This is a genomic window from Desulfurellaceae bacterium, assembly GCA_021296095.1.
Lineage (GTDB): Bacteria > Desulfobacterota > Binatia > Bin18 > Bin18 > JAAXHF01.
The window spans coordinates 14,123-31,514 of sequence record JAGWBB010000022.1 but is presented as its reverse complement, the minus strand read 5'-3'; the positions used below and the strand labels follow the sequence as shown (position 1 = coordinate 31,514).

At 62.8% G+C, this 17,392-nt stretch carries 19 protein-coding genes; 3 read left to right on the top strand and 16 right to left on the bottom strand.

The window, feature by feature from the left end:
- The coding region (locus tag J4F42_07375) for an SMP-30/gluconolactonase/LRE family protein (protein ID MCE2485317.1) at positions 1-435 on the top strand (435 nt) is incomplete at its 5' end.
- Between the two features lie 7 nt (positions 436-442).
- Here J4F42_07375 and J4F42_07370 read toward each other — a convergent pair.
- The 5 genes from J4F42_07370 to J4F42_07350 are packed head-to-tail and all read right to left on the bottom strand — an operon-like array spanning position 443 to position 3,454.
- The gene (locus tag J4F42_07370; protein ID MCE2485316.1) at positions 443-844 is read right to left on the bottom strand and encodes a nuclear transport factor 2 family protein; all 402 of its coding nucleotides are present in this window, start codon (positions 842-844) and stop codon (positions 443-445) included.
- 20 nt (positions 845-864) lie between these two features.
- Positions 865-1,266 carry a nuclear transport factor 2 family protein gene (locus J4F42_07365; protein ID MCE2485315.1) on the bottom strand — a complete coding sequence of 134 codons (402 nt, stop codon included), beginning with the start codon at positions 1,264-1,266 and terminating at the stop codon, positions 865-867.
- Positions 1,267-1,287: 21 nt separating this feature from the next.
- On the bottom strand, positions 1,288-2,145 hold the full coding sequence (locus tag J4F42_07360) for a 3-hydroxybutyryl-CoA dehydrogenase (protein MCE2485314.1): 858 nt from the start codon (positions 2,143-2,145) through the stop codon (positions 1,288-1,290).
- A 28-nt stretch (positions 2,146-2,173) separates the two neighbouring features.
- Positions 2,174-2,893, bottom strand: a complete 720-nt coding sequence (gene moaD / locus J4F42_07355; protein ID MCE2485313.1) for a molybdopterin converting factor subunit 1 — start codon at positions 2,891-2,893, stop codon at positions 2,174-2,176.
- Between the two features lie 51 nt (positions 2,894-2,944).
- Entirely contained in the window at positions 2,945-3,454 is a 510-nt protein-coding gene (locus J4F42_07350) for a MogA/MoaB family molybdenum cofactor biosynthesis protein (protein ID MCE2485312.1), read from the bottom strand.
- Between the two features lie 99 nt (positions 3,455-3,553).
- On the opposite strand from J4F42_07350, the gene J4F42_07345 reads away from it, so the two are divergent.
- Positions 3,554-3,901 (top strand): hypothetical protein, encoded by a 348-nt coding sequence (locus J4F42_07345; GenBank protein MCE2485311.1) that lies wholly within the window; start codon positions 3,554-3,556, stop codon positions 3,899-3,901.
- Positions 3,902-4,084: 183 nt separating this feature from the next.
- Here the strand turns inward: J4F42_07345 and J4F42_07340 are convergent, their stop codons facing one another.
- Positions 4,085-5,008 (bottom strand): cobalamin-binding protein, encoded by a 924-nt coding sequence (locus tag J4F42_07340; GenBank protein MCE2485310.1) that lies wholly within the window; start codon positions 5,006-5,008, stop codon positions 4,085-4,087.
- A gap of 101 nt (positions 5,009-5,109) precedes the next feature.
- Between J4F42_07340 and miaB the strand changes: the two genes are divergently transcribed.
- A complete protein-coding gene (gene miaB / locus J4F42_07335) occupies positions 5,110-6,444 on the top strand; it encodes a tRNA (N6-isopentenyl adenosine(37)-C2)-methylthiotransferase MiaB (GenBank protein MCE2485309.1) in 1,335 nt (444 codons plus the stop codon).
- Positions 6,445-6,547: 103 nt separating this feature from the next.
- On the opposite strand, the gene J4F42_07330 is transcribed toward miaB, so the two are convergent.
- The 10 genes from J4F42_07330 to J4F42_07285 all read right to left on the bottom strand — a co-directional run bounded on the left by J4F42_07330 (position 6,548) and on the right by J4F42_07285 (position 17,281).
- A complete protein-coding gene (locus J4F42_07330; GenBank protein ID MCE2485308.1) occupies positions 6,548-6,811 on the bottom strand; it encodes a hypothetical protein in 264 nt (87 codons plus the stop codon).
- A gap of 181 nt (positions 6,812-6,992) precedes the next feature.
- Positions 6,993-8,177, bottom strand: coding sequence for a hypothetical protein (locus tag J4F42_07325; protein ID MCE2485307.1), 1,185 nt, complete (start codon positions 8,175-8,177; stop codon positions 6,993-6,995).
- A 33-nt stretch (positions 8,178-8,210) separates the two neighbouring features.
- Entirely contained in the window at positions 8,211-8,627 is a 417-nt protein-coding gene (locus J4F42_07320; protein MCE2485306.1) for an OB-fold domain-containing protein, read from the bottom strand.
- Positions 8,628-8,690: 63 nt separating this feature from the next.
- Positions 8,691-11,972, bottom strand: coding sequence for an SMC family ATPase (locus J4F42_07315; GenBank protein MCE2485305.1), 3,282 nt, complete (start codon positions 11,970-11,972; stop codon positions 8,691-8,693).
- Between the two features lie 92 nt (positions 11,973-12,064).
- Complete coding sequence (locus tag J4F42_07310) at positions 12,065-13,243, bottom strand: exonuclease SbcCD subunit D (GenBank protein ID MCE2485304.1); 1,179 nt, start codon at positions 13,241-13,243, stop codon at positions 12,065-12,067.
- A gap of 5 nt (positions 13,244-13,248) precedes the next feature.
- Positions 13,249-14,949, bottom strand: a complete 1,701-nt coding sequence (locus tag J4F42_07305; protein ID MCE2485303.1) for an ATP-binding protein — start codon at positions 14,947-14,949, stop codon at positions 13,249-13,251.
- 12 nt (positions 14,950-14,961) lie between these two features.
- Positions 14,962-15,942 (bottom strand): hypothetical protein, encoded by a 981-nt coding sequence (locus tag J4F42_07300; GenBank protein ID MCE2485302.1) that lies wholly within the window; start codon positions 15,940-15,942, stop codon positions 14,962-14,964.
- Between the two features lie 43 nt (positions 15,943-15,985).
- Positions 15,986-16,420, bottom strand: coding sequence for a MaoC family dehydratase (locus J4F42_07295; GenBank protein MCE2485301.1), 435 nt, complete (start codon positions 16,418-16,420; stop codon positions 15,986-15,988).
- Positions 16,421-16,437: 17 nt separating this feature from the next.
- Entirely contained in the window at positions 16,438-16,899 is a 462-nt protein-coding gene (locus J4F42_07290) for a MaoC family dehydratase N-terminal domain-containing protein (protein ID MCE2485300.1), read from the bottom strand.
- Between the two features lie 94 nt (positions 16,900-16,993).
- Positions 16,994-17,281 (bottom strand): antibiotic biosynthesis monooxygenase, encoded by a 288-nt coding sequence (locus tag J4F42_07285; protein MCE2485299.1) that lies wholly within the window; start codon positions 17,279-17,281, stop codon positions 16,994-16,996.
- Positions 17,282-17,392 lie beyond the last annotated feature (111 nt).

Below are 17,392 nucleotides of genomic sequence, written 5' to 3'. Positions count from 1 at the left end.
GGCGGCTTCATTCGGCGGGTGGCCGGTCCCCTCCAGCATCCGAACGGGATCGGCCTCAGCCCGGACGGTAGGACGCTGCTGGTGGCCGAGACCTTTGCCGCCGGGTTATGTGCCTTTCCCATTCTCGGGCCTGGGGAGTTGGGCCAACGGCGCCCCTTTGGCAGCCTGCCCAGCGGCTACCATCCCGACGGTTTTTGTGTGGATGAGGACGGTTATGTGCTGGTGTGTGGGGTGCTGGGGGGCGGTGTTGTCGTCTTTGACCCGGATGGCCGGCAGGTCGATGTCCTGGCCTGTGAGGACAAGGCCGTCACCAACGTCGCGTTTGGCGGACCGGACTACACGACGCTGTACATCACCGAGTCGGGTCTGGGCCGGGTGGTGAGCCGAGCCTGGCCACGCCGGGGACTGGTGTTGTTTCCTGATCGGACGGCCTGAGCGGGCCTCAGCCCCGGACGCGCTTCATCTCTTCGGTCAGCGGGGCCATGGTCTCGGCGTTAAAATAGTCGTGCCAGCGGCAGATCTTGCCCTCGGCGTTGAATTCAAACAGGCCGACCACCGGCAGCTGGACGGTGACATTGCCGACCGCCCAGGTTTCGAGCCGCTCGTTCATGACCGTATTGCCGGACGAGGAGGTGTGTTTGATGTCCATCTTCTGCAGCAGGTTGTTGTCGCCCTCGACAAAGCTGTCCAGAACCTTGCGCACCCCGGCGTGGCCGCTCACCGGTTTCCAGGGCATGTTATGGTAATCCACATCCTCTGACAGGTATTGGACGCTCTTGGCCAGCTCTCCGTCTTCCAGAGACAGGCAGAAGTCGGTGACTTTCTTTTCGTTCTCGGCGCTCATACATTCCTCCTCGATGCTGCTCAGGACTGGCGTTTGCTGGCCGCAGCCATGAACGCCTCGCTCGTCTTGGCGTCAAAGTAGTCGTTCCAGCGGCAGATTTTTCCTGCCGCATCGAACTCGAACAGGCCGACCACCGGCAGTTCGAGCCGCACCTCGTCAAGCGCCCAGGTCTCCAGGCGTTCGTTCATGACGATATTGCCGGACGAGGCGGTATGCGTGATGTCCATCTTGACCAGGGCGTTGTTGTCGCCGTGGACAACCGGGTCCAGGATCTGCCGCACTCCGGCATGGCCGCTGACCGCTTCCCAGGGCATGTTATGGTACACGACATCGTCCGCCAGATACTCCACGCTCCTGCCCATATCCGCGGCATGCCAGGAGTTGAGAAAGTCGGTGACTTTCTTTTCGTGCTCGGCGCTCATACGTTCCTCCTTAACCGTGTCTCAGGCTTTGCCGTAGCCGTAAAAGCCCTGGCCGGCTTTGCGGCCCAGATAGCCGGCGGCCACGTAGTTCCGCAGCAGAGGGCAGGGACGGTATTTGTCGTCGCCCAAGCCGTGATGGAGACGCTCCAGGACCGCCAGGCAGGTGTCCAGCCCGATCAGGTCGGCCAAGGCAAGCGGGCCCATGGGCTGGTTGGTGCCCAGCTTCATGCCCTGGTCAATGTCCTCGACCCCACCAACCCCTTCGTACAGGGCGTAGATGGCTTCGTTAATCATCGGCAGCAGAATGCGGTTGACGATGAAGCCGGCGTAATCCTTGGCCAGGATGGTTGTCTTCCCCATCTTTTTGGCCAGGCTGTCAACGGTTGTGAGCGTTTCCTCGGCCGTCACCAGGCCGCGCACAATCTCCACCAGCTGCATCACCACCGGCGGATTCATGAAGTGCATGCCGATGACCTTCTCGGGCTTGCTGGTGACCGCCCCGAGCTGGGTCAGCGAGATGGACGAGGTGTTGCTGGCCAGGATGGTCTCGGGCCGTGTCACCCGGCTCAGCTGTTCAAACAGGTCTTTTTTGATCGCATAGTCTTCCGGGGCGGCTTCGATGACCAGATCGACATCCCGCATGTCGGCCAGGTTGCTGGTGCCGCGCAGACGCTCCAGGATGGCATGTTGTTCCTCGGTGGACAGCGTGCCGCGGTCGGTGAGACGGACCAGGTTACGCTGGATGTTGGCCAAAGCGCGATCGACCAGATCGGTCGTCATGTCGTACAGCAGGACCGAAAATCCGGATTGGGCGGCGACCTGTCCGATGCCGCTGCCCATCTGACCGGCACCGACAATACCGAGGGTGTGAATAGCCATAACGTGTGCGACCTGTGAGGCGGACGATCTAGCCGCTGCCCTCTTCTCCGACCTGGTGCAGCTTGCCGTGGCTGCCGGTTTGGGAGCCGATCCACACCTGTCCGCCCTCGTAGAGTTCTTTTTTCCAGATCGGGACGCTTTCCTTGAGGGTATTGATGGCGTAGTGGCAGGCCTCGAAGGCCGCGTGACGGTGGCTTGAGGACACCGTAATGGCCACGCTGGCCTGACCGATATCGACGCGGCCGAGGCGGTGGATCATGGCGATTTTGAGGACCGGCCAGCGCTCCAGGACCTGCCGGCCGATTTTGGTCATCTCTTTTTCGGCCATGCCCGGATAGCACTCGTACTCCAGACGAATGACCTGGCGGCCCTCGTTGGTATCGCGGGTGGTGCCGACAAAGCTGGCCATGGCTCCGGCGCCCGGGTCGGCCACAAAATCGCTCAGCTCCTGCATGTTGATCGGCTCTTGGGTGATCTTGGCTAGGATACGGGTTTCCGGCATGGCTCCCCCACTCACCGGCGGAATAAATGCAAGCTCGTCATTATCTTGAAGGCGGTAATCCCTGTCAACGTATTCCTGGGCCACGGCAAAGGCGACCGAGCGCTCAAGTTCGGCCAGCTCGGGCCGCTCCTCGGCCAGCAGTTCCCACACCCGGCCCACGCTGGCGCCGTCCGGAATCTCGCGGGTTTCCTCGGTTTTACCCAGCCGCTCGCGCAGCGAGGCAAAGTAGCGCAGCCTAATACGCATGGCGCTCCCCTCGACAAGGTGAACGATGATGACCATCTGGACAAGGAGAGATCATCGTCCACCTTGCAAAACGAACAGCATATGGCCCAGTTCGGGCAGGACCAGCTTGGTCATGCCCAATTCGACTGCGCCGGTCGAGCCCGGTAGCGAGATGATGACTTTGCCCTGGGCCACGCCTGCGGTGGCGCGGGTCAGCATGGCGGCCGAGCCGATGTCTTCATAACTCAGCATGCGAAACATCTCGCCAAAGCCGGGAATTTCCTTTTCCAGCAGGCCCTGAATCGCCTCAAAGGTCGTATCGCGCGGCGCAATGCCGGTCCCGCCGTTGGTCAGGATCACGTCCACGTCGGACCGGGCCAGCAGGGCTTGGACCGCAGCCGTGATCTGGTCCGGCTCGTCTTTCAGAATCTGGTAGGAGACCACCGGCTGCTCGTGCTCGGCCAACAGCGCCTTGATGCGTTGACCGCTCTTGTCGGTGGTTTCGTCGCGGGTATCGCTGAGGGTGATGACCGCGCAGCGGGCCGTACGCTGGGCCTTGTTTTTATGTTCGTGAACCGCCATAGCAGTATCCTGTTGGTTGAACGCCTGGAATCAGACCCGAAGAGCGCCCTCATCCTATAGTCTCAGCCGACACTCTCGCAACCCTGTGGAGGAACCCCCGTGGCCGTCGTGATTAAAAAACTCGATCAGCAGCGGCATGAACTCAAAGCCCTGCGCTATTTGCTGGAATACCACCCCCGCAGTCTTCAGGATCGTGAGGCGCTGCCCGAGCGGGACGATTTTCAGATCGCCGATTGTCGGCGCATCTATGACGCGCTGCTGGCCGCCGCAAGCCAACACGAAGCGGCCGAGGCGATTGAGGCGCTGGACCTGGAAGAGACCGAGGTGGAGTCGTTTCTACGGCTCGGCGGGCAGTTCTACCATGCCTATCCCGGCCTGGTCAAAGAACGCGGTCAGGAGTTCCGGGACGGCAACATGCAGCTCATCAACCCGGGCGAAGACATGTAGGGGCAACCCTCTGTGGTTGCCCTGATCGTTAAATCCCCCTGTGGTTGCCCAGTCGATGCAACCCCCTGTGGTTGCCTCACCGCCATCCGCCCATATCACGCCACCCCGCCGGGCGGGCACGGGCGCCCGCCCCTACATATGTCCGGGGAATATCCGTTCGGTTGGTGAGATGGCGGCCCGTCCCTACGCAGCCGGGATATACGAGCCCTCGGGCGCCAGCCCGGCACATGCTTCGGGATGAAGCATCTCGGCCAGCAACTCGATACTCTCGACAATGCGCGGGCCCGGCCGGTTGAGATAGGCGTTGCCGTCGGCAATATACACCCGGCCGGCCTGCACTGCGGGCAGCCGTTGCCAGTCGGGATGAGCGATCAGGGTCGGCAGCTCGGCTTGCGACTGGGCAATCGGAAAGCCGCACGGCATGATGACGACCACCTCCGGCTGCGCCTCAAGCAGGCGGTCCCAGCTCAGCGTCGGGCTGTGATCCCCGGCTGCGGCCAGGTCGTAGGTGCCGCCGGCAATCTCGACCATCTCGGGCACCCAGTTCGCAGAGGCCATCAGCGGGTCCAGCCACTCCAGACACGCCACCCGCGGGCGTTCGAGATGGCGGGTACGCTGCTCGACCTTCCAGACCCGTTTCTTGAGCCCACGCAGGAGGTCCTCGGCCTGCTCGTCTTGACCCAGAGCCTGGGCCAAGCCCTGCATATCGTACCAGATATCCCCCAGGCGCTGCGGGCTCAGCGACACCAGGCCGACATCCGAGGCCAGTAGAGACTGCACCGCCCGCTCCACCTCGGACACCGATACGGCGCACACCTCACACTGGTCCTGGGTGACAATCAGGTCGGGTTTAAGATCGCGCAGGAGGTCGGTTTTCAGCCGATAGACGCTCAGGCCGTCCTGGACCAGCTGGCGGACGCGGTCGTCAATCGCCCGGCTCGTCCCGGACGGGTCGAGCTTGGGTTCGGTCAGGATCGGCAGACCGACCACCTCGGCCGGGTAGTCGCACTCGTGCGACACGCCGACCAGACGTTCACCCATGCCAAGGGCGCACACCATTTCGGTACTGCTCGGCAGCAAAGAGACAATCCGTTGTGGCTGAGACATGAGCCATCTTCTCCTGTGGGTTAGGCGCAACCTACCATCCCGCCCCCCGGGCCGCAACGAAGCCCTTGCCCTGCCTGGCTGGACTCGCTACAAAAATCGCAATGGACGTGCGCAAGGTCTACATTGAAACCTACGGCTGTCAGATGAATATCGCCGACACCGAACTGCTCGTCGGGCTGCTCAAACCGCACGGCTATGAGCCGACCCGACGGGCCGACGAAGCCGATGTGATCCTGCTCAACACCTGCGCGATTCGGGAACACGCCGAGGAGCGCGTGCTCAAACGCCTGGCCGGCCTGGTGCATCACAAAACCCGCCGTCCCGAGGTGCGTCTGGGGCTGACCGGCTGTATGGCCCAGCACCACCGCGACCAGCTGCTGGACAAAGCGCCCTTCCTCGACCTGGTGCTCGGCCCCGATGCCTACCGGAATCTTCCGGCTTTGTTGGACCAGGACGACCCCGCCGATCCCCTGGTCTCGGTACGGCTCGACCGGGATGAGACCTACGCCGACGTGTCGCCGGTCCGGGCTGAGGGCGTGCGGGCCTGGGTGACGGTCATGCGCGGCTGCGACAAATTCTGCACCTTCTGCATCGTGCCCTACGTCAGAGGGCGCGAGCGCAGCGTGCCGGTCCAGACCCTGCTCAGCCAGGTCCGAGACGTGGCCGAGCAGGGCTATAAGGAAGTCGTGTATCTGGGTCAGACCGTCAACGCCTACCACCACGACGGGTGCGACTTCGGAGCCTTGCTGCGCCGGACCGCAGCCATTGACGGCATTGAGCGTATCCGTTTTACCTCGCCCCACCCCTCGGACATGACCGATTCGACGATTGAGGCTATGGCCGACTGTCCGAAAGTCGCCCCTTACCTCCACCTGCCGCTCCAGTCGGCCTCGAACCGGGTGCTGGCCCGGATGGAACGCGGCTATACCATCGAAGCGTATACGGCTCTGATGGAGCGCTTGCGGGCGGCCGTTCCCGACATCGCCTTTTCGACCGATATCATTGTCGGCTTTCCGGGCGAGGATGAGGACGACTTCCGGGCCACCTGTGACTTCATGCAGGCCGTCGAGTATGACTCGGCCTTCCTGTTCAAGTATTCGGCCCGCCAGGGCACCAAAGCCTATAAGTGGGAAGAGACGCTGTCGGAAGAAGAAAAGGGCCGACGCTTGCAGCAGATCATTCGTTTGCAGGAAGGCATTTCCGGTACGCTGAACCAGCGGCAGGTGGGCCGCAGCGTCGAGGTTCTGGTCGAGGGGCCGGCAAAACGCCAGAAGGACTGGCTGGCTGGAAAGAGCCGGCAGTTCAAGACGGTGGTCTTTCCGGCCAACGGTGTCCAACCGGGCGATCTGGTCCGGGTAAACGTGACCTCAGCCACCACCCATACACTGGTGGGAGAGGGAGGCGAGAGTTCAGCCCCAGGACTTGGCGGTGATTGAACGGATGGCTGGGTTTAATCTGGCGCTGACGACCGCCGTTTTATGGAAAGTCTTCAGTGGCTAGTGGTCAGAAAACCAGCCACTCACCACTGAAAACGAACCCCTAATCCAACAGCTCTTCGACCATCTCTCCGGGCCGGGCCAGAACCGCCCGCTCGCCACGAATAATAATCGGTCGCTGCATCAGTTCCGGGTGTTCGAGCAGGACGGCGACCACCGTCTCAGGGGTCGTGTAGTCGGCCTCGTTGAGTTCCAGTGCCTTGAAGCGTTTGTCCTTGCGCACCAACTCCGCCGCCGGGTTGGGCAGGAGCGTCAGAAACCGTTCAAAATCGGCCCGGCTTAAGGGATTTTTCAGATATTCGGTCACGTCGACCTCGACGCCGCGCTCTCGCAGAATTTCGAGCGCTTTTCGGGACTGGCCTCAGCCGGGGTTGTGGTACATCTCAAGTTTTTCCATGGGCAAAGCCTCCTGTGCAGAATGTTGTCCCAGCTTAGCTGGACCGGGGCCGGTCTGCCAAGCCCTGAGCCGCGGTGGGTCAGGGCGGGCGCTACGGCTCTCGGGTGACGACCAGGCCGCTGCCGCGCAGCATGGGCGAGCCGTCAATAGCGCAGGCCGCGCTGGCGTCCGGCACCTGGCGTGTGTCGGCCCGCCCGGTCACCTGTAAGACCGCCTCGGCAATATGGCCCATGCCGTGCAGACGGCCCTCGCTCAGGCTGCCCCCGAAGGTATTCACCGGCAGCTCGCCCTCCAGCGCAATCCGACCGTCCTGGATAAAGGCGTGGGCTTGGCCCTGGGGACAGAAGCCGGCCGCTTCCAGCCAGTAGATCGCCGATGGGCTGAACCCGTCGTACAGCTGGGCGGCGCTCATGTCGTGCGGACCCAGGCCGGACGACGCCCACAGCTTTGTGGCCAGGGAGCCGCCACACTCCATGTAGTCGTCCTGCGAGTAGTGAAACAGGCTGCGCCGCCGGCTCGTGTTCTGACCATAGCCGGCCACGTAGGCGGGCGGGTTGGGTAAATCTCTGGCCCGCTCGGTCGTGGTCAGCACCAGGGCGACACAGCCCTCGACCGGGATATCGCAGTCAAACAGACACAACGGTTCGGCAATTTTGCGGGCCGCGAAGTACTCCTCGCGGCTCATCGGCGTGGTCGAGAAATAGGCGTGCGGGTTGCGGTTGGCGTTGCGACGGCTGTTGGTCACAAAGGTCGCCAAGTCCTCGCGGCTCGCTCCGTACAGATGCATGTAGCGCTGCCAGGCCATGGCGTGCCACTGAAAAATGCCCGTACAGCCGTAGGGGGCGATGAACTGCGCATCGCCGGCCGCCCGGTCGCTCTTCCACGCCCCATAACGGCCGCGCGGGTTGTGCATCGCCCGCCACACCAGGGTATAGTCGCACGCCCCGGCCAGCAGAGCATGTACCGCTTCGATGATCGGACTGGCAATCATGCCGGTTTCAATCTGGGCGTACCAGCGAATATCCGGGGCCAGCGCCAGGTGGTTCAGAATGTACTCGACGCTGACAATATCCTCGCCGTCCTTGTGGCCGGCGCCCAGAAACGGCGCCTCGGGGAAGGTAGCCAGGCCATCAATCTGGTCCGGCCTGAGCCCGGCGTCATCCAGCGCCGCCCGACACCCGTCGAGGGCCAGCAGGCCGAGCGGTTTTTCCGAGTGCCGGGTCAGCTCGGAATAGCCGACCCCGACGATTGCGGTTTTGCCTCGTCCGGTCCACATACGCGTCTCCGTGTCTGCTGTCCTGTGGGCATGTCACGCCAGCCGAAAGCGCGGCAGGCTGATCTCCGCGTTCACGTCTTCAAACCAGACCTCGACCAGCCCGCCGATTTTGACCGTGTCGCGGTCGGCCAGCGGCAGGTCGCAGACCATGAACAGCTTGGCCTGCTCTTCCAACTCGACCAGGATATTCAGGTAGGGGATCTCGTCTTCAAAACCGACGATGTTCGGCTGGTGCATGACCGTAAAGCTGTAAATCCTGCCCCGGCCGCTGACCGGTTCAAAGTCCAGCTGTTGTGACTGGCAGGCGTCACACGCCAATCGTGGCGGATGGTTGAAATAGCCGCACGCCGTGCAGCGCTGGAGGACCAGCCGGTGCTGTTGGGCGGCGTCCCAGAACGGCTTGGACAGCGCGTCCACCGCAGGCAGGGGTTTGGGCCGGGTGTCTGGCATAGTGGGCTCTATCCTGCCACAAAACGCCGTGGCTGAGAACCGATCTGGCCGGCGGCGGTCGGCCTAGGACGAGACCGAAATCGCGCTTGAGCGGCTGCCCTTGCGCACCTCGATCTGCATCGGCATGGCCGCCGCCACCTCTTCGACATGGGTGATGATGCCGACCATACGGCCCTCTTCGCCGCGCAACTCTTGCAGGGTTTCGGTCACCATCTGTACGCCTTCTCGGTCGAGCGTGCCAAAGCCTTCGTCCAGAATCAGACATTCGGTCGAGGTCTTTGCCGCCCGCCCGGTCGCAACAGCCCGGAAGCCTTGTGACAGGGCGAGGGCGATAGCCAGCGAGGCTAAAAACGTTTCGCCACCCGACAGGGAATGGGTCGGCCGGGCGAGGCGCTGGTTTTCGTGATCGACAATCTGGAGATTGATCGCCCGACCACGAGAGGCAATGTCGAACGTATACCGCCCGTGGGTCAGCCCTTGCAGGTGCCTGGACGCGTCGTGCATCAGGGCGTGGATGGCTCCGCGCGAAAGAAAGTCGGTAAACTCCGCGCCCAAAAGCTTGCGCAGGTCCGAGGCCAGGCGCTGTTCGGTTTCCGCAGCGCGCAGCTTGTCTTCTTCCTGCTCTTTCTCCTGCCAGCGGCGTTCAGCCTCGGCCTGTTCGGCCTCCAGACGCCCGCGCTGTTCCCGAAGAGACATCCTCTGGCCTCGCGCGGTTTCCAGTTGGAGTCTGATGTTCTGGCCGTCTTCGCCAGCGTCGGTCAGCTGGTGTTGGACGATCATTTCTCGAAGCTTTTCCCGTTCGTGTTCGAGCCCGTGCTGAGCCTGTCGCTGCTTCCCGCGTGCCTCGTCCAACACGCGCGTTCGGGCGTGCAGGTCGGCGTGTGACTCCTTGGCCTGGCCTTCAGCCCGCTCTCGCCTTGCCCGTGCGTTTTCTTCACGCCGCAACAAGTCGGCGTGCCGGGTTTGCTTGTCTGACAGCGCCTTGAGTTCGTCTTCTACGTCTTCAATGTGTGGCAGCGGCGCGTCTTCCGCCAGACCAAGGCGGGCACGCACGGTCCGCGCTTCGCGCTCGGCTCGGAGCAGCGCACCCTCGTACTCGGCGGCGAGCAAGTTGAGAGCGCCATCTTTTTGGACCTGGCTTGTATTCAACGAGTTGAGCGTCGATTCGAGCTGACGTAAGGCTTTCTCGGCCTCCTTCAGCTGTTGCTCAGCCTGCATCACCGCAGTCCGGCGTTGTGCCACGCTCTGCTCAGGATCGCCATTCGGAGTGAGAAATGCGGCAATCTCACGTCCGAGCACTTCCAACTCGCGCGTATCAGCCTCCAGCCTTTCGGCTGTCCCGCGTAACTCTCCACCCAGCCTTGCGGCTTCGTGTTGCGTCTCTTCACGTTGGCCCGACAGTCTCGCTTTTTCTTGCTCGGCGGATACGGACTGAGCCTCCATGTCTCTGAGCGCGAGACTCAGTTCTTCTTGCTGAATCTGTATAGCCTGAATGACTGCGGAGGGAGACGCAGAGTCGGGGAAACGTGACCCAAAGCTGTTCTGGGCTTTTTGCCTGAGGCGTTCACGTTCTTTCAGCCCTTGTTCCGCAGCCTCACGTCTCGCTCGGCGTGTGGCAAGCGTGGTGTTTGCTTCTTGCGCTTCCGTGCGTTTTTGTCGAGCGACCCGTGCGGCCCGCTCCATTTGAGTCTGAAGCATCTTCAGGTCGTCCCCGACTTCTTGAGCAGCGGGGAGCCGGCTGACGGTTGTCTGACACACGGGGCAGGGGTCACCAAGCTGAAGCGTAGCCTGGAGATGCGCGGCTTCGTGCTGGCGTTGGCTGTCTTCAAGCGCGGTGCGGGCCACCTGCTCCTGCTCTTCGGCTTGAGCGAGCGTCTGCCGAGCCTGCTGGGCGGCGCCTTCGGTCCTGGTCAGTTCAGTACGGGCAGTCTCAAGCTCATCCCTGGCGCGCTCTTCCGCCTCAGCCGCCTCTTGCCATTCTCGGCCCAAGCGTTCGGCTTCAGCGATCAACTGGCGCTTCTGCCGTTCGTCTTCTTTTGCTCCTTCGAGTTTGTCTTGTAATGCTCGGACGGTCTGTTCATGACTCGCGTCTTTTCGTTTCAGGTCATCCAGACGGTGTTGGGTCGCGGTGTGGTCCTGGCGCAGCGCCTCTATCCGAGAGGCCAGTTGGCGGTGTTCCTGTTGCAGCTCTTTCCAGCGCCTTGCCGCCCCGAGCTTTTCTGTGAGCGTGGTCACGTCGCCGGCTTCGGCAACAAGCTGCTCAAACGTGGCAGAGTGAGACTGCTGTTGAGTCCGTGCCTGTTCGACTTGCCGCGTAGAGGCTGCGACCTGTTGTATCAGGGTATCAACTTCTTTCTGGACAGCGGTCCGTTCGGTCTTTTTCCGCTCGGCTTCCGTTTGAGCGATCATCCAGGCGGTCAGATGCTCGGTGGCCCGTTCGACGACCTCGTGTCGTGCTGCGTCATAGCCCAGCGCTTCCCGTTCCTGGCGGATTTGCGCCAATTCTTGCGCCAGCTCAGCGACCTGGGCGCTGGCTTCCTCAGCCTTTGTCTGCGCCTGTTCCTTCTCTTGGCTGCGCGCCTGGACTTCGCTCTGAAGCTCGGCAAGCCGACTGCGCAGGCTGGCGACCTGATCGACCTGTTGGGCCACACTTTGTAACAGGGTCTCCTGCTGGGAGACCTGTTCAATGCCTTGTACGAGTGTCTCCAGCTCTTCCTTCTGAAGGGCAATACGCTCCTGGCTCAGCCCGGCGTATTGGGCCAGGGTTTCGCGCAGGGTTGCGGCCCGGGTTTCGGCCTGCCTGGCAACGTCTCTGGCCTGCTCACGCACACGCCCGTACACGCCGAGTTCGAGGATTTTTGCCAGCAACTCGCGGCGTTTGCTCGGCTCGCTGGTCAGGAACTCGGCGTAGCGGCCCTGGGGCAGAATGACCGTCTTGGTGAAGCTGTCGAAGTCGAGACCCAGGATGTCTTCGATGCGTTTGGTGAGCAGCGCCGACCCGGAGGTATCCTGTATCCACTCTTCGCCTTCACGTTCGCTGAGACCCGACTCCGTCATCTTGCCCGTGCGGCGTACAGCCCGAAACCAGCGCTCTCCCAGGCTGAAGTCCAGCACGACTTCACAGGTCTGCTCACCGGCTGAGATCACGCCTTTGGAATCCGCGCCGTAGCGGGCGGTGCGACCATACAGGCACCAGACCATGGCGTCGATGAGCGCGGACTTGCCGCTGGCCATCGGGCCGGTAATGGAGAACAGGTCGAGTTGCGAGAAGTCCACTTCGTGGACCTGATCGCCTGTCACCCGAAAGGGCATGAAATTTTTGAGGCTGAGCTTTTGGGGGCGCATAGTCATACCCAAGAGGGGAGGGTGAATGAAATCGCCTTCCGTCCCCCTCACCCCAGCCCTCTCCCTCAAGGGGAGAGGGAGCAGATAGCGATTTATAACGGTTCGTCCCGAGCGGTACTGACCTCTCGGTACAGTCGTTCAAACAGGGCCACGAGCTGCGGCTCGGGCTCGGCGCTGCGGCTCGACTTGTAATAGTCGCTGAACAGCTCGGCTGCGGGACGCTCACTCGGGTTTTGCACCGGCCCGTTTTCTGCCTCGCTCGCTTGCGCGTCCTCGAACCGCAGCGACACCACGCCAGGCAGAGCCCGGATGTGTTCGATCAACTCGGACGTTTGACCTTCCGGCTTGAGGACGACTTCAACCCAGGCATTGGTGAACTCGTCCGCCTGCGACAGGATTTCCTGGGCGGTTCCCGTCCGCCGCAGCAGGGCCTTGCCCGTCGTCAGCTCAATCAGCGAGACTTCGGCGGGTTTGCCCGGGTGGACCTCGATGAGACACACGCTTTTTTGCTGGCCGCGCTCGCCAAAATCCATTTGCAGGATCGAGCCGGCATAGCGTGCCTGCGCCCGTGTCCCGGGCACCTGCTGAGGCTGATGCATATGCCCCAGGGCCACATAGTGCACCCGGCCGGGCAAAATCCCGGGATCAATCGGAAAGACACTCGAGCGCCATTCTCCTCCGCCAAACTCCGTGCCCGAAACATGAGCATGGGCCAGCACGATGGATACCGCATTGCGGTCCATCCGCAGGGTCTCTTTTTCCAATTCTTCCAGATAGCTCTGGACCATGCTCTGGTAGGCGCTCAGGCGTTCGCTCTCGCTTCTGTCGGCCCCTTCGGCCGCAGTGAGAACCTGGTGGGGGTGCAGGTAGGGCAGACAGCTCACCAGCGCCCGCTCCCCTCCGGTCCGCTGCGGAACGGCGACAATCAGCTCCGACGGGTCGGCACTCAGGTCTGTCACCATGTACGCGTGGAGCAAGTCACCCAGCGGTTTCAGGGTGCGCAGGCGGGCGGCGTCATCGTGGTTGCCGGGAATGACAACGGACACGATATTCTCGCCGGCGAATTGGGCCAGAGTGCGGGCCACCAGCTCCTCGGCGGCAAGCGGCGGGCGCTTTTCATGAAAGATATCGCCGGTGACCAGCACGGCATCGACCTGCTCGCGTTTGGCAATATCGACGATGTCGGCAAACACGGCCCGGTGCTCATCCATCCGCGAGCGATTGCGAATCGTGCGGCCGACGTGCCAGTCCGAGGTATGCAGAAACTTCATGCTCCCTAATATTCGCTTTCCCGGACCCGGGCCAGTTTCAGGTTCGGCTTGGGCAGTCTCTGCTCCTCGGCCCGGGTCGCCCAGGCCGGCATCGGAAACAGAATCGGGACCGGGGTCGGGATGTCGGGCTGAGAGACAATCATCCGCCCGGATGTCAGAATGGCCGCCCGTTGGCGCAGGCTTGGCGGCAGAAAACCGTACTCGGCGCGCTCGGCCTCGGCCGCATCCAGCCGGCCGACAATCCGAAAGGCGGGGTTGGCCACAATCCGGCGCTCGACCTCGGATGCCGTCTGCTGGGCGCCGATCAGGATTGTGCCGCTCGACCGCCCGCGCTCGGCAATTTCCAGCAGCCGCTCGCGGATCGGCGACCAGCCGTCGCGTGGGGCGTAGCGGTTCAGTTCATCGACGACGATGAAACACAGCGGCTCGGCCGAGCCGGTGGCTTCTTTTTCTTGCTGGATCTGTTGCAGCACCGAGCCGACCACAAAGCTCTTGCCGACCTCGTACAGTCCGCTCAGGCTGACCACGGTCACCTGCCTGTTGCGCCAGTTGATCGCGTGCCGGGTCGCGTCGGCGTCCTCGGGGTCGCGGATCAGATACGAGACCTTATCTTCTGCGCTGTACAGACGGCGCATGAACGCGCCGACCGTACCTGGCGAGTGGCTGGTTGCACTCGCCGCCGTCTCCATCGCTCGCAGAAGGGTCGGGAAATCGCGAATCTCGGTCACAGGCGCCGCGCTTCCCTCCCCGTTGCTTTCCTCTTCTTGGCCAAGCGGCAGAAACACGCCCGGACCCGGGCCGTCTTTCTTGGCGTCTTCGGCGGCTTCAAGAAGTTTCCGTTCAACCTGGTAGGTCAGGGCCGATAGCAGTGAGGCATCTTCCCCGCCTTCAGAAAACAGATAGCGCAGCAGGCGCTGCTGGCAAAAATCCCGGACGGTCCAGAAGTAGGGCGTGACCTCGTCGGCCCGGCGCGAGCCGACCTTGGGCATGAGCGGCCCCCGCGCGTTTTCCGTCGGTGGCACATAGAACTGGACCGAATCAAACGGCGCGGCCGGCAGGCCCATTTTTGCGTACAGGGTCTCGTCTTCGACATCGATGGCATTGCTGGCTTTGTCCAGGAACAGCAGGTCCTCGCCTTTGACATTAAAGATAATGGCGTGGGTATTTTTCGCGTCGCTCAGCTGCCCGCAGTGCAGCAGGCTGTGCAACAGAAACGTCGCGTAGGTCGTCTTGGTCGCAATGCCCGACACGCCGCTGATATTCATATGCGCGCCTTTGCGGCCGTTCAGAAAGTCGAGGTTGCCGTACACCACCTCTTTGCCGGACAAAGACAGGCCAATCGGGAACTTGCGCTCCATCTTGTCCATGAACAGGGCTTGGGCGAACTCGTCATCCTTGACCGTGCGGACCGTATTGCCCGGCAGCGGGGGATAATAGTACTCGGGGATCAGGCGGGTGACTTTGACATGGGCGGCAACCGACAGTTCGACCGGCAGGCCGTTCTCGGCCTCAACCACATCCGAGTCAAAGGTCGAGCCCTGGTGGCGTGAACGGATCATGTCCACCATGCCGAACAGTTTGAGCGGACCCTGTGGCGAGTCGGTTTCGACCACCACCGCCTCGTCGACCTGAACGGCTTCGCCCTCTTCCAGCAAGACCCAGAACTCCAGCGGGGTGGCGTCCTGGGTGCCGATGACTCTGCCCATAGTGTGTGTCCTTTATAAGCCCTGCTGGCCACGCAGCAGGGCTTTTTCAATCCCCCGGCGAACCAGTTGCGGGTCGCCCAGCCGGCGCCGCAGCTGACGTTCGAGGCCGCCGACCGGCAGCAGGTTTTGCGGCGCGCGGGGATCCTTGGGCGCCCGCGAAGCCAGGCCAAAGACCTTGAGGCTGGCCTGATCGAGCAGCCCGATTGCCTTGTGCGGGCCAAGCGAGGCTTTGACCTCGATCCGCACTAGGCCGGCAAAGGCGTGCTCAATCGGGCGCGGCTGGGTCAGGCGCAGATAGCACGAGAACACGTCGTAGCTCTCCCGCTTGGTGCCGCCCTGAATCCGAAACAGGGGCGTTCGCTCACCCGGCTGAAGCTGTTCCAAAATCTGTGTTCGCTGGCTCGACAGATACATGCGGTGGATCGATTTGATGACCCCGACGACCGAGGAGCTGCCGCCGATATAGGTCAGGTTGCCGTCGGCCAGAATCAGGCTGTCCGGCCCCGACAAGCGCTCGGCAATGGCCGATTCGGTCTGGCGCATTTCGTTCATCAGCGCCTCGCCGAGTTTGTCCGGGGTAGTGGCCGCAGAGCTGAGGCTGGCGTAGCTGAGGGGGGGGCTGGTGCCGGCCGGGACGGGAATGGTGTTCGGCCCGGACTGGCCGCTGCCGGTGATGAACAGGCGTTTGATGCGGATGTCGGCAATGCTGACCTGTTGGTCAAGCACCACCGCCCCGCCGGCCAGCGAACAGAACAGCCCCAGAAAACGGCTCTGGCCCTGACTCACCACGGCCCGGGCGTCGGTGCGCATGACCCCATCGACCATCGCGGTCATGGCCGGCAGGTTGGTCGGCTGGGGACGGTGGGCCTGCCACGGGCCGGGCTCAATCGGTTCTTCCAGAGCCTGGACCGTGGTGTCCGCCCCGTCGGCCTCGTGCGGCACCGACACCTGGCCGGCATAATCACTGCCCCACGGGTCTAAGGCGATGTGCATCCCGTTTTCCTCCGCGCGCCCAGACCACGGGCTGGAGATGGATTCAGGCCTGGACCCGGCAGCTCAGGATCGCTGTGCCAACGATCACCCGGTCGCCGTTCTGGTTTTCTATCACCACGTCACAGTCCACCGAGCCGACGCCGTCTTCCAGTTTTTTCTCGGTCACCATACCCCAGCAGCTCAGCCGGTCGCCGTGGGCGACCGGGGTACGAAAGCTGGTGTTCAGCATGCGGATACGCCAGCCGACAAAATGATTCCTGAGAACCCTGGCCAGAAAGGAGGCGCTCAGCGGGCCCGGCACAATCGGCTTGGCAAAGCCGACCTGGCGCGCCCGGTCGGGATCGATGAAGCGCCGGTCCGTCACCCCTGTCGCGGCAGCATAGCGCCGGACGATATCGGTGGTCGGCACCCAGGCGACGGGGCCGATCTCATCGCCGAACTCAACCGCGTCGAAGGCGAGGGGAGGGGGGCTGTCCATATTCGGATCTTCTTGGTTCAGATCTTCTTGTTCGGCGAGCGGACCATCTGGCGTTCGCGCAGAATCATCACCGTGCTGCCGCCGTCATCTTTGACCAGCATCTCGCGGACGATGACCCCGAGCGGCCCGCTGCGGCCGGTCTTCTCGTACACCTCGGCCAGCCGAGCCGTGACCGTATACGTCCGGCCGGCATAGAGTTCGTCGCGAAACTCGAACTCCTGGCCGGCGTACAGGCTGGCCAGGCCCGGGGCCAGCGGCACCTCGGGGACAATTTTGCCGCCCCGCATGTGCAGGCAGTAGGTCGGGGGAGCGATGACGTTCGGGTAGCCGGCCTGGCGGGCGGCCTCGGGGTCCAGATACAGCGGGTTCAGGTCGTCGACGGCCTCGGCAAAGACCCGGATGTCGTCGGCCGTGACCGCAAACCTTCCGACCTCGATCTCTCTGTGCATGAGACCGTCAGGAACCTCGATCATTGTCATAGGCTACACCTGGTGCCCCGTCGGGACGGCTCCACAGGGCTTTCCCCCTCTCCCTCTGGGAGAGGGTTGGGGTAAGGGTCTGACGGCACCACTCCTACTCGGCGATTTTGTCGTAGAACTCCAGCTCCGGGGCGCCGTCGAGCAGGGCGCGCAGGTCGACGCCGAGTTCTCCCAGATGTTTGCGGTGGGCCTCAAACGCGGCGTCATCCGTATACTCTTCGTAGAACATGAAAACCCGGGGGTCTTTCTTGGACTTGCAGAACGTATAGGCGTGATTGCCGGGTTCTTTGCGTACCTCGGCAACGACCTTGTCCCGCATAGTGGCCTCAAACTCTCCCTCTTTTCCCTCTTTGATCTTCAGCTTGGCGGTTAAGGTGACCATGGCCTTCCTCCTTTTGTGAGATACGCTCCTTTTTGCCTGACTGGTGGGGCTTTGGCAACTCCTGCACGGCGGCAGACCACTGGCGGGAGTAGGGCGATTCCCGTAGCATTG